The sequence below is a fragment of the Sorangium sp. So ce131 genome, assembly GCF_051519095.1.
Taxonomy (GTDB): Bacteria; Myxococcota_A; Polyangia; order Polyangiales; family Polyangiaceae; genus Sorangium.
The window spans coordinates 12,345,513-12,360,431 of record NZ_CP150455.1; the positions used below are offsets into that span (position 1 = coordinate 12,345,513).

The 14,919-nt window shown below is 70.6% G+C and carries 11 protein-coding genes and 1 tRNA gene; 10 read left to right on the forward strand and 2 right to left on the reverse strand.

Annotated features, from left to right (window positions below; translation table 11 throughout):
* Positions 1-70 precede the first annotated feature (70 nt).
* Both WMF43_RS44920 and WMF43_RS44925 read right to left on the reverse strand, forming a co-directional pair.
* Positions 71-1,219 (reverse strand): 3-dehydroquinate synthase II, encoded by a 1,149-nt coding sequence (locus WMF43_RS44920; protein WP_437674602.1) that lies wholly within the window; start codon positions 1,217-1,219, stop codon positions 71-73.
* Entirely contained in the window at positions 1,216-2,022 is an 807-nt protein-coding gene (locus tag WMF43_RS44925; protein WP_437674604.1) for a 2-amino-3,7-dideoxy-D-threo-hept-6-ulosonate synthase, read from the reverse strand. The genes WMF43_RS44920 and WMF43_RS44925 overlap by 4 nt, the downstream gene beginning before the upstream one ends.
* Before the next feature lie 1,061 nt (positions 2,023-3,083).
* Here WMF43_RS44925 and WMF43_RS44930 point away from each other — a divergent pair.
* From WMF43_RS44930 to WMF43_RS44975, 10 genes are all read left to right on the forward strand, one after another.
* The gene (locus WMF43_RS44930) at positions 3,084-4,091 is read left to right on the forward strand and encodes a YihY/virulence factor BrkB family protein (protein WP_437674606.1); all 1,008 of its coding nucleotides are present in this window, start codon (positions 3,084-3,086) and stop codon (positions 4,089-4,091) included.
* Between the two features lie 45 nt (positions 4,092-4,136).
* Positions 4,137-4,505: a hypothetical protein gene (locus tag WMF43_RS44935; protein ID WP_437674607.1), complete on the forward strand. Its 369-nt coding sequence runs from the start codon at positions 4,137-4,139 to the stop codon at positions 4,503-4,505.
* A 166-nt stretch (positions 4,506-4,671) separates the two neighbouring features.
* Positions 4,672-5,622: a diacylglycerol/lipid kinase family protein gene (locus tag WMF43_RS44940; protein WP_437674609.1), complete on the forward strand. Its 951-nt coding sequence runs from the start codon at positions 4,672-4,674 to the stop codon at positions 5,620-5,622.
* 279 nt (positions 5,623-5,901) lie between these two features.
* A tRNA-Gly gene (locus WMF43_RS44945) sits at positions 5,902-5,976 on the forward strand.
* 193 nt (positions 5,977-6,169) lie between these two features.
* The gene (locus WMF43_RS44950; RefSeq protein WP_437674611.1) at positions 6,170-7,342 is read left to right on the forward strand and encodes an AAA family ATPase; all 1,173 of its coding nucleotides are present in this window, start codon (positions 6,170-6,172) and stop codon (positions 7,340-7,342) included.
* Positions 7,339-8,040: a hypothetical protein gene (locus WMF43_RS44955; RefSeq protein ID WP_437674613.1), complete on the forward strand. Its 702-nt coding sequence runs from the start codon at positions 7,339-7,341 to the stop codon at positions 8,038-8,040. The genes WMF43_RS44950 and WMF43_RS44955 overlap by 4 nt, the downstream gene beginning before the upstream one ends.
* A 231-nt stretch (positions 8,041-8,271) precedes the next feature.
* The gene (locus WMF43_RS44960) at positions 8,272-9,510 is read left to right on the forward strand and encodes a ketopantoate reductase family protein (protein ID WP_437674614.1); all 1,239 of its coding nucleotides are present in this window, start codon (positions 8,272-8,274) and stop codon (positions 9,508-9,510) included.
* A 74-nt stretch (positions 9,511-9,584) separates the two neighbouring features.
* Positions 9,585-11,516 (forward strand): hypothetical protein, encoded by a 1,932-nt coding sequence (locus WMF43_RS44965; RefSeq protein WP_437674616.1) that lies wholly within the window; start codon positions 9,585-9,587, stop codon positions 11,514-11,516.
* 2 nt (positions 11,517-11,518) lie between these two features.
* Positions 11,519-13,357: an acetyltransferase gene (locus WMF43_RS44970; protein ID WP_437674618.1), complete on the forward strand. Its 1,839-nt coding sequence runs from the start codon at positions 11,519-11,521 to the stop codon at positions 13,355-13,357.
* A 29-nt stretch (positions 13,358-13,386) separates the two neighbouring features.
* Complete coding sequence (locus tag WMF43_RS44975) at positions 13,387-14,865, forward strand: OmpP1/FadL family transporter (protein ID WP_437674620.1); 1,479 nt, start codon at positions 13,387-13,389, stop codon at positions 14,863-14,865.
* Positions 14,866-14,919: the final 54 nt, after the last annotated feature.

The following is a 14,919-nucleotide window of genomic DNA, read 5'->3' on the forward strand; positions in this document are numbered from 1 at the left end:
CCTCCGTGGAGATCGAAGCAGTCAGGTCACGCGCACGATTGCGCACGGCTCGTCGAGCTCGCCGGGGCGCTCACAGCTCCTTGATGGTCTCGCGGATGCGCAGGCCGACATGCCGGCCAGGCTGGTCGACGTACCCGAGCAGGCGATCTCCCGGGCGGATCTCGCTCGACGGCCGGATCTCGGCGCCGGCGCCGAAGAGACGCACGTGCCAGTCGTCCTGCACGAACACGTTGACGGGCGTGTCGCGCACCGTGGCCTGTACGAGGAGCAGCGGGCGCCGCTCGATCTTGAGCCTCCCGATGGTCACCGGCCGCCCTCGGCCCTTGCCGTCGAACACGAGGACCTGGTCGCCGGCGCGGAGATCCGACAGGTACACGGCGCGCTGGTCGGGGCCCCAGACGTAGAGGTGCAGCGCCCCGGCGTTCACCCGGAACGGGCGGAGGTTCATGTAAGGCAGGTAGTGGGTCTCGCTGCAGACCATCAGGCCGCCCGAGGACGTCGAGCCGAGCAGCATGCCCTCGTCGGGGAACAGCTCCGACGTGGTGTCGACGCACACGCGATCTCCCATGCCGGCGTGCTGCACCTTGGTGACGACGGCATCCTCGAAGGCGTACTGGACCGTCATCGCCTGCTCGCGAGCACCGCCGAGGCGCACGATTTCATCGATCTCGTCCGAGCGGAGCACGATGCCGTCGCTGCCTCTCTCCATCGTGAGGAGGCTCACTTCGCCGTCCTCGGCGGTCGCGACCTTCTTCAGCACCCTCGTTCCCCGCGGCTCCGCCCTGGCGAGGACGAGCTCGAGCGGGATGTTCGTCGGATCGGCGAACTGCACGACGAGGACACCGCCCCGAGCGGCCAGCTCCGCCGCGCGATCCAGGCTCTGACGATCGTCGACGTTCGACCAGAGGCCCACGGTCACGTCGCGGCGGGAGATCCACGCTTCGAGGTGCTCGGGACGCCGGGTGAAGATGTACTTCAGCTTCTGTCGCAGCGCGGGTCGGGCCAGCAGCTCGGCCTGCGGATCCACGTCGTCGCACACCACCGCGAGCTGGACCCGTTGTGGCAGGGTGACACTCTCGATCTTCGGCAGCAGCTCGGCTGGAACGACGATGGCGTCGTAAGGTAGATTGAACACCTTGTCCAGCGTGGAGGTGGTGGTGTGGGGCCCGACTTCGAACCACAGCTCTTTGTTCGCGGCGACGTCTCGTGTCTCGTTCATGCTGCAATCCCTGCCTCTCGCCTGGCTTCGTCGACGGTTCCGTTCTCGTGGACCAGCCGGTGCAGCCCACGGAGGACGGCCGCCGGCGTCTTCGACTGGAAGATGGCCCGGCCCACGGCCACGCCCGACGCCCCTGCGTCGAGGGCGGCGCGGACCATCTCGAACAGCTCGCCGGGGGTTTCCTTCCGCTCTCCACCCGCGATCAGCACGGGCACCGTCACGCCGGAGAGCACGCGGCGGAACGACTCGGCGCTGCCCGTGTAGTTCACCTTCACGAGGTCCGCGCCGAGCTCTTGCCCCACCCGCGCGGCGAGCGCGACCTCTGCTTCTCCGAACTCGCGCACGCCCGGGCCGCGGGGGTACATCATGGCGAGCAGCGGCAGATCGTAGCGATCGCAGCCTTCGGCCACCCTTCCGAGGGTCTCCAGCATCGCGTGATCGCCGTCCGTGCCCAGGTTCACGTGGACGGAGACCGCGTCGGCGCCGAGCCGCAGCGCCTCCTCGACGGTGGCCACTTGCACTTTGTAGTCGGCCCGCGGGCTCATCCGCACGGACGCGCTGACGTGGAGGATCACCGACAGCTGTCGCTGCTCGCAGAGCAGGTCGTGGGTCCACTTGATTGCGCCCTTGTGGAGCACGACGGCGTCCACCTCTTGTCCGCGGAGACCGTCGAGCGCAGCCCGCATGTCTTCCAGCCCGGCGAGCGGCCCCTGCGTCGCCCCGTGGTCCATCGGCAGGATCAGGGTGCGGCGCAGCCCGTGTCGCAGCAGGCGTCGAAGTCGCAGCTTTCTCTCGCTTTGCATCGTGGATCCTGTGGCAGCGGCGTGCCGGCAGCGGCAACCGAGCGGGTTGCCGGTCGCGAACCTTGACGCGTCGTTTCGACGAGCCCGTGCTCCGCGGCCTGACGACGAGCCGAGGGCAGGGGCAGCCCTCGAGCTCCAGCCTCCTCTCGGCCGGCCTCTGTTACAACGCTAGGCTGCGTCGGAACATTCTCGAGGGTCGTCGTCGACGACGACCTGTGGCAAAGAATCTTCGTGAGCGGACCGTGGAGGCGTGTTCGCCTGACTCCTACCGATTCAAATGATTCTGCTCATCTGGAGCGCGTGAGCCGCGGCGTTCCCCGGGGCTCGCCTCTCTCCTCCTGAATGCGGCCGGACCACCGGCCCTTCACCGAACCGTGCGCGCGAATCGTGCTCGCCTGTGTCCCGTGTCGCCTGCGAGGGACTGAGACGCTCCGCGCATCGGCGACGGCGACGACCTGCCCGGCAAGCGCATCTCCGAGGTCTACGCCGACGGGGAGGGCGAGCTCTCCGGCGTCGTGCAGCAGTGCCTCCATCACCGCTCGTGGCGAGGGCCCCTGAGCATGACGCAGCCCGACGGGGGCACCATCCCCATGCCAGGTCTCGATGATCGCGCTCGCATCGCGCTCGCGTCGCGCTCGCCGCCGAGCAGGGGCGGCCCCCGGCCCTCGCCGCCATCGACCGCGACCTGACCCCGATCCACGACGCCGAGCGCGGCGCGCCGGCGCCTACCCGGGGCAGCGCGCCGGCGCCTGCCCTGGGCAGGGAGCCCCAGCCAGGCGGCGGCCGGCGGCCAGCCCACGATCGGCCTCGGCGTGATGTGGCCTTTGTGCCGCGTGGGGCAATTCGCGCCACACGCGGAGGTGACCCCGGCGAACACCCGGCGCGTGCGGGACCCCCTGGCCTGGTCCCGGGCCAGGACCGGCGGCCATCCTGGCGCGTCCGTTGTCGCCGCGCTCGGCCTGGCACTCGCGTTGCTCTCTTACAGGCGGCCACCACCCCGGCGTATGCCGCCCAGGAAGAACGCAACGGCGCCCCGCGCGCCCCTGCAGTGAAGGTCCGTCATGCACCTGCCCGGAAAAGAGATCCCCTGGAAGGATTTTCTGAACGACATCAAGCAGGAGTGGGTCAAGGACAAGGTCGACACCGTCGCTGCTGCGCTGACCTTCTTCGGTGTCCTCTCGATCTTCCCGTTCCTGCTCTTCGCGGTCGCCCTCGCCGGCCTGGTCATCGATCCGGCCGAGTCCGCGAGGCTGATCCGCGAGCTCTACCAGGTCGCTCCGCCGGCCGTGGCCAACATCCTCAGCGAGCGGCTTCAGGCCCTCACCGAGGGCCAGAGCCCGGCGCTCTTGACGGTCGGCGCCCTCGGCGCGGTCTGGGCCGCCTCGGGCGGCGTCATCGCGCTGATGGACGCGCTCAACGCGGCCTACGGCGTCGAGGACAGCCGCTCTTTCATGAAGCGCCGCGGCATCGCCCTGCTGGTCACCCTGGGCGGCGCCGTCCTGCTGACGATCGCCTCGGCGCTCGCGGTCGCCACGCCGGCGGTCGCCGAGCACCTCGGCCCGCTCGGCACCGTGGTGCTCTGGCTGCGCATGCCGGTCTCGGCGCTCATCGTGATGGGCGTCCTGGCGGCGCTGTATTACGTGCTGCCCGACGTCGAGCAGAAGTTCAAGTTCATCACCCCCGGCTCCGTCGTGGCCGTCGTGCTCTGGGCGATCGCGTCGCTCGGGTTCTCGTTCTACGTCAGCCGCTTCGGCAGCTACGAGGTGAGCTACGGCACGCTGGGCGGCGTGATCATCCTGCTCCTCTGGATGTGGATCTCCTCGATGGCGGTGCTCCTCGGGGCGGAGATCAACGCGATCATCGAGCACCGGTCGCCCGACGGGAAGCGCACGGGCGCCAAGTCGTCCGAGGACACGGGGGCCGACGTGCCGAAGACCGAGAAGGAGCAGAACGGGGGCGCCGCGCTCCCGGCGACCGCCGGGGCCGCGAGGACGGCGCGCGACAAGGGCCCTTCCGACATCGCGCTCCCGCACGGCATCCGCTCGAGCCACTCGGGGATGCACGGGTGAGCGCGCCCGGGCGCCGCTGACCTCTACCAGCCGGAGACCCCCCTCATGCGACACCAGCTTCTCTCTTCTGCAACGTGGCTCGTGCTGATCGGCTCGCTCGCCGCGGGCTGCCAGAGCTCCCCGGCCGGCGCGCCCATCACGCCTCCGCCGGCCGACACCGCGCGAAGCGGAGAGGAGGGCAGCGCGCCGGCCCTGGAGGACGCGGGCGTGCGCGGCAACGTGGGCGTCAGCGGCGACATGGACGCGGGCGGCGCGCCGGGTACGGTCAGCCAGCCGGGCTGCGGGACGGACAGCACGCTCGCCAAGTATGTCGGGAAGAGCGCGGACGAGTGCGCCCGGATCCGCTTCGTCTGCGAGCCCGGGTGGACCTACTTCAGCGACGACTGCGGCTGCGGCTGCACGAAGCAGCTCTGACCGGCGCGGCCCCAGGCCCGCCGGCGCGCCGGGGGATGCCCGCGGCGCGCCGGGCGCGGCCCCTCCGCGGGCTGCGGGCGCGCGGGCCTCGCCGGCGGAGGCGCGGCGGTCGGCCACAAAAACACCTCGCCCTGGGCTGCCCGCGGCATCTAGCATCGGTGCGCGCATGCGCCCCCTCCTGATCGTGAACCCGCAGTCGAGCGGCGGAAAGACCGGCAAGATCTTCGACGGCATGCTCGCGCCCATCCGGCGCATCCTCGGCGAGGTCGACGTGGCGCGCACCGAGCGCGCGCGCCACGCCGTCGACCTCGCGCGCGAGGCCGCGCTCGACGGCCGCGAGACCGTCGTCGCGGTCGGCGGAGACGGCAGCATCCACGAGGTGGTGAACGGCCTCATGCAGGCGCGCGACCGGGGCGCCACCGGCACGCGGCTCGGGATCATCGGCGCGGGTACCGGCGGCGATCTCTGCCGGACGCTGAAGCTGAACCGCCGGCTCGACCGCTTCTGCACGGCGATCGCGAGCGGCAGCGCGCGCCCGCTGGACGTCGGCCGCATCTCGTACGAGACGCACGGCGGCGAGCGCGCGGAGGCGTTCTTCATCAACGTCCTGTCCGCGGGCATGGGCGGCCTGGTCGACCAGATCGTCAGCCAGACGTCGAGGGCGCTCGGCAACACGCTCGCGTACACGATGGCGTCGCTCCGGGGCCTGGTCCGGAGCCGCGTCGGCCGCGTGCGCTGTGTCGCGGCGCTGCGCGGGGAGACCCGCGAGCTGGAGCTCGCGACGCGCAACGTCGCCATCTGCAACGGCCGCTTCTTCGGCAGCGGCATGCAGGTCGCGCCGATGGCGAGGGCCGACGACGGCGTGTTCGACGTCATCGACCTGGGCGGCGCGCCCCCCGTCCGCTTCGCGGCCGTGTCGACCGGCATGTACACGGGGTCGCACATCCGCCACCCGGACGTCCGCCACTTCCAGTGCGACCGCATCGAGCTCACGCTGCTGAACCGCGACGTCGAGCCCGTGTTCCTGCTCGACGTGGACGGCGAGCCGCTCGGGCGCCTGCCGCTCACGGTGACGCTGGAGCCGAGGGCGATCCAGGTGCTCGCGCCGGCCGACTGAGGGAGCGGCGGGACAGGAGGGGGCCCCGCGCGGCGACGGAGCGCGACGCGCACGGCCCGGGAGCGGGGGGCCGACGCGGGCAGCTTGGGAACGCCCGGGTCGCGCCGTCCGTCGGGAGGGCTTCGGATCGTGCGCTTCCGTGCTTGACTGGGGCAACGCCGGTTGGTAGTCACCCGCCACGCATCGGCGGAGGCGACCTCCGCGGGTGCCTCGGCGCAGGCCCGGGATCCCGGGCAAGCGCCGAAAGACGTGGTTTCCCGGTTCGCGGGGACGGCGTCTGCGGGAGTAACTCAGTGGTAGAGTGCAACCTTGCCAAGGTTGACGTCGCGGGTTCAAATCCCGTCTCCCGCTCCACAATCTAGGCGCTGGTACGCCCGCGGACACAGAGAGGGCAAGCTCGGGCTCCGAGAGCGCTGGGCCGACCCGTCAGGCGGGGGGAAAAGCGTCGGGGCGAACCGACAAGCCGAGGGACGTGCTCCGCCCGCGGGAATCCCGGCAGGGCTCCCGGGTTGGCCGGGATGGGACGAGCGCGTAGACTCCTCGCTGCATGAGGATCCTGACCTTCGAGCTCCAGGGCGCGCAGCATGGCTGGACGCTCGAACCAATGGCGCTCGAGCCGTTCAACCTGCTGGTCGGCGTGTCCGGAGCGGGCAAGACGCGGATTGTACGGGCAATCGAGCAGGTCTGCGCGGTCGCGCTCGGAGACAAAGAAGCGGGTGAACACATCGAGGCCATTCGCGGGGCGAGCTTCGCGATCGGCTTCGAGCACGAAGGCGTGACGTACCGCTGGGAAGCCGAGCTGGAGCCGCGTGTATGGATAGGCTCGGAAGACCAAGGCGCCTTGCATGCCGCCGAGCCCCCGCTCGTCAGGAGTGAGCGGATCCACCAGGGAGAGCGGCCGCTCGTGGAGCGTACGCCAGAGCGCTTTCTTCTGAACGCGCAAGCAATTCCAAAGCTGGACCGGGCGAAGAGCGCGATCGCCGTCCTCAAGGAGGACCCGGTGATGCAACCGCTCTACGTGGCGTTCTCCCGCTGCATTTATCGAGCGCTCGAGACGTTACCGAGCCACGGAGTGCAGCTCAGATCTTCATTCGAGCATCAGAAGCAACGTTATCCCTCCGCTGCCGATCTCGGCGCGGACTTCTCGTTGCCCCTGCACCACAAGGCCGAGCTTCTCCAGGAGGTGTTTCCAGGGACGTTCGCCGGGATTGAGGAGGCGTTCCTGGACGCGTTCCCGACCGTCGAGCGGCTCGCAGTCCGACGCTATTACGCCCTCGGGCCGGATTTCGCGGAGGGAAAAATTTACAGCGTTGCCCTCGCCGTGAAGGAGTCCGGCGTCGACGAGTGGGTCTACTTCGCCGACATGTCCTCCGGCATGCAGCGCTATCTATCCTTCCTCGTCCACCTGTCGTTCGCTCCTCCCGGCACGGTGGTGCTCATCGACGAGCTGGAGTCGAGCCTTGGCGTCAACTGCCTGCCTGCCGTGACGCGCTTCCTCCTGAGCCGGGCGCCGGACCTCCAGCTCATCCTCACCAGCCACCACCCCTACATCATCGAGCAGATCCCGCCGAGCCACTGGAAGATCGTCACCCGGAAGGGGAGCCGCGTGCGGGTGCTCGACGCAGGCAGGATCCCGGCGATGGCCGAGGAGCGCTCGCACCTGGATCGCTTCACGCGTCTCATCAACCTGCCGGAGTACGAGCACGGGGTCCAGGGATGAACCTCGTCCTCCTCGTCGAGGGCGCCGAGACCGAGCCGAGGGTCTACGAGGCCTGGCTCCGCCACCGGCTCCCAGCGCTGCGTCGCGAGCCCAACGTGGCGGACTTGACCGCCGATGGATACGTCCTTGTGAGCGGGAAGGGCTATCCCTCGTGTTACCGCAGGATCGCGGGCCTCCTCCGGGACATCGACGGGCACCCGGGCCTCGTCCAGGAGTTCTGGATCTGCATCGATTCGGACGAGGATACGTACGAGGCCCGCTACGCCGAGGTCGACCGCGCCGTGCAGGAGGAGCTCCGAGGCACTCGCATGGCGAGGACCAATCCATCTCTCACAATTCGCATCATCGTCCAGCACTGCTGCATCGAGACCTGGTTCCTGGGACACGACGGATTCCTGCGCGCAGGCCCGCAATCGCGTCAACTCGTCGAGTTCAAGCGCTTCTATGACGTGAGCGCAGAGGATCCCGAACAGATGCCGGCTTATGCTGGCTACGTCACGCGGGCCAGCTTCCACCTGGCGTATCTCAAGGCGATGCTCACCGAGCGCAGCTACCGCTACTCGAAGCAGCGCCCGGGCGTGGTGATCGAGCCCTCCTACTTCGAGGCGTTGCGGTCGCGCTGCGCGCGCACCGGCCACATCCCGAGCTTCCAGCGCCTGCTCGAGGCGCTCCAGGCAGCGGGGGACACCGGAGCGTGATGTCTTCGTGAGCTGCCGCGAAAAGCGCCCGACACCACCTCCTCCACACGCCTGACGCGCTGCGGACGCTTGTAGGCTCTCTCGAGCTGCCACCGCACATCCCCGGCGCTCCCGGTGGACCCGCCCCCTTCGCCGTCCACTCCCCTCACACTTTTCCGCCCACCTTGTCCCCTTCCCCCCTCCCCTGCACCCCCGTCGAGCCCGCCCCGCCGCAGTGGTAAGGCCTCCTCCATGAGCTTCACCGATTCCCTTCCCGCCTCTGCGCCCTCCCCCTCCGACCTCCCCCCGGGCTCCTCCCCTGCCCGTTCCTCCTCTGCGCCCCGGCTGCTCGTGGTCGGCTGCGGCGGCATCGGCGGCATCATCGCCGCGCACCTGTTCGAGCAGGGCCACGACGTCACCGCGTTCACGACGAACCCGCTCATCGCGGACGCCATCAACGCCGCCGGCTTCCGGGTGCGCGGCGAGGCGAGCCCGGGCACGGTGCGCGGCCGCGCCCTGCGCGAGCTCGGCCCGGGCGAGCGGCCGTTCGACTACATCCTGCTCGCCACGCAGCCGCCGCAGGTCGAGGAGGCCGCGCGCAGCGTCGTCGCGCACCTCGCCCCCGCGGGCGCGATGATCTGCCTCCAGAACGGCCTCTGCGAGGAGCGCATCGCCCGGATCGCCGGCCCGGAGCGCACCTTCGGGGGGATCATCGCGTGGGGCGCCTCGATGGTCGAGCCCGGCGTGTACGACCGCACCTCGAGCGGCGGCTTCGTCCTCGGCCGGCTCGACGGCGCGAGCGACGCGCGCCTCCACGAGCTCGCCCGCATCCTCGAGGCGATCGGCCCGACCACCGTCACGGACAACCTCGCCGGCGCGCGCTGGTCGAAGCTCGCCATCAACTGCGCCATCTCCTCGCTCGGCACCGTCGGCGGCGACCGCCTCGGCGCGCTCCTCCGGCACCGCTTCGTCCGCCGGCTCGCGCTCGAGGTCATGACCGAGACCGTGCAGGTCGCGCGCGCGGCCAGCGTGCGCCTCGAGAAGGTCGCGGGGACGATCGACCTCGACTGGATCGCCCTCACCGACGCCGAGCGCACCGCCGTGGGCTCGCCGGGGCTCTTCGCGAAGCACGCGCTGCTCCTCGCCGTGGGCGCGCGGTACCGCCGCATGCGCTCCTCGATGCTCGCCGCCATCGAGCGCGGCCGCCCGCCCGCGGTCGACTTCCTGAACGGCGAGGTCGTCGCGCGCGGCGCCGCCCTCGACATCGCCACCCCGATCAACGCCGCGGTCCGCGAGGAGGTCCTCGCCATCGCGGCGCGCAAGCGCAAGCCGAGCCTCGAGCTGCTGCGCGCGCTGTTCGACCGGACGCGCGGTCTCGTGGGTGCGCCTGCGTCCGCCCCTTCACCACCTGTCGCAGCACCGAACGAGCCGTCCGTGCCGTCCGAGGCAGCAGGAAACGCGCAGGACGATCTCGAAGGCAGAGTGGGCTAGCGCGTCGAAGTCCGGTAGCATCGGGCGTCTCTTCCAGCGGATCTCGAGCAGATCCCTCGACGAGGAGCCCTCGCATGACGCACTCCCCGCCCGCACTCGCCTCCCGGCGCGGCGCCGCGCGCCGCGGCCTCGTTCCCCTCCTCTTGCTCGCGGCGCTCGCCGCGTGCGGCGATGACGGCGGCCAGGGCGGCGCCGGCGGCGCCGGCGGCGAGGGCGGCCAGGGCGGCGGCCCGGTCATCGAGGAGCCGAACCGGTTCCGCATGCGCATCGACGACGCGGAGATCCCGTCGGTCCAGATCAAGCTGAACAAACAGACGGCGATGCAGGTCTTCGGGGAGGAGGGCGCCAAGCGGATCACGGCCCTCGAGGTCGACACGACCGGGCTGCTGCGAAACGCGCTCGAGCAGATCCGGGACGCGTGCGGCCCCTCGTGGAACCACGACGACCCGGACCCTCAGCATGACTGCGCGCTGACCCCGCTCGGCCAGAGCTTCGGGCCGGAGTGGCGGACATCACCCGCGTTCGCGCTCGTTCGCCTGCTCGGCATGACCCCCGCCAACGCGAACGTGACCGGGACGTCGCTCGAAGGACTGCAGCAGATCTTCGAGGAGAACCCGGGCACCTTCGCGTTCGACTTCGCCGACGTCCTCGCCGACAGCATCACCCTCGATCTGGCCGAGCAGCCCCCGCCGACGGCCACACGCGACAACCGGACGGCCCCGGTCGTGCCGCTCGACAAGCTCATCCTCGCGCTCCAGCAGCAGCTGCTCGCCACGCACCCGGCCATCTCCGATCCGGACGGCGTGACGTTGTCCGTCAGCCTCTACGAGGCCCTGCACGACCTCCAGCCGCTCTCCGAGAGGCTCGGGCGCTCCGACGATCATCCCGGCGTGCTCGTCCGCGACGACGACACGTTCACGACGAAGAGCGACGTCCTCCTGCCCGACTTCGAGATGAAGGTCATCGCCGAGTCCGGCCTGCGCCGGGTCGCGGGGGTCGACCTCTCGAAGGGCGCCGGCGACATGTTTCTCCGCGAGGGTGAGGCCCCGCTCCGCTTCGACTTCGAAGATGCGGAGAAGCTTCAGATCAGCGGCATCGCCCCGATGCCGACGATCGATATCCGGATCTCGCTGGGCGAGCTGCCGACCACCGTGCCGCCGTGCACGGAGACGCCCGCCTGCAAGGCCAACTCCCCCGACATGCCGGTCGGCGCGAACACGGTGTGGACCACCCCCCCGTTCTCGCTCGAGCACATCGTGGGCAAGGCGGCCTACCTCACGTACGGTGAGCGCGCGCCGTTCACCGGGTGTTACTTCCGCTTGGGCGGGATGTGCAAGGTGGGCGTGACCATCGGCCAGGGCGGTGATCCGCGCGGCTGGACGGTCTTCACCGGCAACATCTCCGACCCGCCGCCGCCGATACCGGATCCGCAGTTCTTCTGGGAGCTGCTCACCGAGGTCGCCCAGGTCGCCATCCACGATCCCACCGGCGACGGCAACGCCGAGATCCTCGATGGCAAAGTCCAGCCCACCTACGCGCTCGACGACGTGGGCCTCGGCTACAGCGCCGACCAGATCATCACCGGCCTCCGCCACACCCTGCAGCGCCAATCCAAGGAGATCGCGGAGATCATCCTCGGCCGTTACTGGGTCAACAGCGACGCCCTCGACTTCTTCTATGACCGCGGCGCCCCGGGCGGCGCGCCGACCCTGTTCTTCGTCTCCGAGGACGACCTCCGGCCCCCGGAGCAGGGCGCGGAGGCCCCGCGCCCCTACGGCTACGCCAAGCCCGGCTTCTACACGAGCCCCGATCTCAGCGAGGCGAGCAAGGTCTCGACGAAGGCGCTCGACGGCGTCGCCGACACCACACGCGAGAAATACCGGCTGCCGCCGGGCGATACGACGCTGTACATGGAGGACGACGAGGCCGCCGTCTACGAGGTCCACTTCCACGTGCCCGACAGCAGCGATCCGGTGGAGATCACCGCCGACGTGAAGAGGCTCTGATCATGCCCGTCCCGCAAGCCCGCGCCGCCGCCCGCCCCGCCCTGCCCGCCCGCCGCCGGCTCTCCCGGCCCGGCGTCCTGCTCGCGGCCGCGCTCTCGTGCGCCGTGCCCGGCTGCGTCGACGCGGTCACCGTGGAGCAGGAGGCGCCCCCGCCGGCGCTCGGCGTGAACGAGAGCCGCGCCCTCACGCTCGAGTTCCTGCGGTTCGACGCGAAGAACTTCTCCAAGAAGCTCACGCTCGAGGAGCTCAAGGCCCTGCCGCGGCCCACGCTCGAGGGCATCTGGCTGCTCGATCTCGACATCTCGGCGCTCATCGAGAACGCCCTGCTCCGGGTCATGTACATGCCGCCCGCGGAGGTCGACGCGCTCTCCCCGGCGGCGCGGAACCTCGTCGGGCTCCTCAACATGACGCCGGAGAGCGCCGACCTCCGCGGCACGAGCCTCGAGTACCTGCTCGGCGTCGGCAACGCCGTCGGGATCCCGACCTCGAAGATCCTCGCCGACCTCGTGGGGGCGGACGAGAACGAGCGGATCATCCCGGTCGAGATCACCGCCCAGGCCGTCCTGGAGAACCTGGTCAGCACGCACCCGAACACCCAGCTGCGGAAAGGGCTGCCCACGAGCGAGCACCCGGACGGGGTCTACCCCGTCGCGCCAAACGCAATCCCCGTCACGCTGTACGACGTCGTCACCGACTTCGCCGGCCTCGCCGCGCAGTTCGGCCCGGCGCCGCTCGACCCGGACGACCCCGACGGGCCGAAGCACCCCGGCTTCATCAAGGCGACCTCCGGCGTGAAGGCCGCCCTCGACGACTTCACGATGACGGTCCAGGTCAACGTCCAGGCGCTGCCCTACAAGGGGGTCGACGCGACGGCGGCCGCGGTGGCGAGCGTCAACAGCACCCCTGGCCAGGTCGCGTCGATGTTCGACTTCAGCAAGCCGGACTGGCTGGAGCTGAACGGCCTGGCGAAGCACCTCGCGATCGGCGAGCTGACCATGGCCATCCCCGAGAGCCCGATGCACCTGCCGGGCGGCACGAGCGAGGAGCCGGCGCCGCGCGGCGACTCGCCCGTATGGGAGCAGCCGCCCTGGGAGTTCGAGCACATCCTCGCCCGCGCCGGCGAGCTCCGGGCGGCGCAGATCGAGGACCACTGCACGAAGTACGGGCCCCAGGGCTCCTCCACGGGCGAGTTCGAGCCGGTGGCGGTCTGCATCGACGAGCGCGGCTGGACCACGATCGCCGTCGAGGAGAGCATCGTCGTGCCGGAAGAGAGCCGCCCGGCGCCGTCCTACTTCTGGGACATCCTCGTCGAGGTGGCCCAGGCGCGCCTGCACGACGGCGGCCTCGCCGAGGGCGAAGCCGACCTCGAGGTGACGGTCCGCGACGTGCCGGTCGGCGTGAAGACGTCCGATCTCGTCGCGAGCATCAAGGAGAACCTCGCGAAGGACGCGCTGCTCCTCAAGGACATGGCGATCGAGCTGAACGACAACGCCGCGGGCGACGCGGACTTCTACCTCTACCAGCGGAGCACGGAGAGCGGCGTCGCCGGCCAGCGCGACTACCTCTACTTCGTCGCGCCCGACGACATCCGCAGGGACGCGGAGGGCGCGCCCGTGCGCGAGTACGCCTACAAGAACCCGGGGTTCTTCGCGGACGCCGCGCTCGCCGAGAAGCGGTCGACGACGGAGGAGATCGACGGCGACGTGCTCCACGAGAAGGTGGAGGTCAAGCCGGGCGACGCGCTCTACTTCGAGGACGACGAGGGGCGCCGCTACCAGATCGCCGTCGGCGACAAGCCGAGCCCGCATCGCCTCTCTCTCACCCTCACCCGGATCCAGTAGCCGGCCCACCCACCGTGAGGACCCGTCGCATGTCAGGAGCTCTGCCCACCCCGCGGACCCGCCGCCGGACAGGACGTGAACTCGCCGCGCTCGCGCTCGCGACAGGCCTCGTCGGCCTGACGGCGGGCGAGGCGCGCGCCTCGGGCATCGACGCGCCCTGGGTCACGAGCGGCGCCTCGGGCCCCACGTCGGCCGACGCCGCCGCGGTGTTCTGGAACCCGGCCGCGCTCGCGGGCGTGAAGCGGCCAGAGCTCCTCCTCGGCGCGGGCCTCATCGTCGGCCACGCGACCTACCAGCGCGAGCGGCGCGGCGCCTACCAGACCCCGGACACCCTGCAGTTCAAGCTCCCGCTCGACCCGGCGAACGCCGATCCGGGCAAGGCCGGCCGCGCCGAGGCGGTCTCGACGACCCCGGTGGCGCCGACGGGCAACGCGTTCCTGGCGATCCCGGCCATCCCGAACCGCCTCACGGTGGGCGTCGGCCTCTACGTCCCCTACGCCGCGGCGCTCAGCTTCCCCGAGGACGGCGCGCAGCGCTGGCAGCTCCGGCAGGCGTTCATCGTGGCGAGCTCGCTCACCGCCGCCGCCGGCCTCACGTTGACCGAGCAGCTCGCGCTCGGCGCCGGCGTCTCGTACGTCGGCGGCCTCGCCGAGCTCTCGAAGGTGCAGGACTTCGCCGGATTGAACGAGTTCCGCGACGGCCTCGCCTACCTCAACCAGGACAACGACTTCGGCCCGGACGCATCGTCCGAGCTGCGCGAGCTCGACGTGCTCGCGCGCTCCATCTCGCTGAAGCAGGCGATCTCCCACGGCGCCTCGTTCCACGTCGGGCTCGCCTTCACCCCGAGCAAGGATCTCCGCTTCGGCCTGACCTACCAGCACAGCGCGGCCATGCGGTACAAAGGCAAGTTCGCCATCGACATGAACCACCCGTTCTTCACGCAGGACCTGAGCGAGCAGGGCCTGCGTTACAAGCCGCTGGTCGAGGGCGACGCCGTGCTCTCGTTCACGCTCCCGAAGCGCCTCACCGCCGGCGTCGGTTACCGGGTGAACGACCGGCTCAGCATCGATGGCCTGCTCTCCTACGTGCTCTACTCGGACATCAAGGCCTTCGTCGTCGAGGCGACCTCGCCGGACCTCGCCCAGCCCAAGCTCGGGATCACCGACCGGGTCACGGTCACCCTGCCGCGTCGCTGGAATGATACCGTGTGGGTGGAGGCCGGCGCCAAGGTGGCGTTGACCGACGGGGTGACTGCGACCGCGTCGGTCGGGTATCAGTCGGCCGCTTCGCCGGACACCACGATCGACGTGGCGTCCCCGGACGGGCACCGGCTGATCGGCGACGTCGGCGGCATCTTCAAGCTGAGCGATCGCGTGTCGCTCTCGGGCGACGTCCGGGTGCAGGGGATCTTGCCGCGCACGGTGACGGAGTCGGAGCACGACCTGGGCAACGGCGCGTACACGCTGGTGCTCACGACGGTGGGCGGGCACCTCAAGGCCGTGTTCTGAGCGAGGCGGGGCGCGGCGCTCCGCGGGGCCACCGGGGGCTGCGAGCAAGGGGTT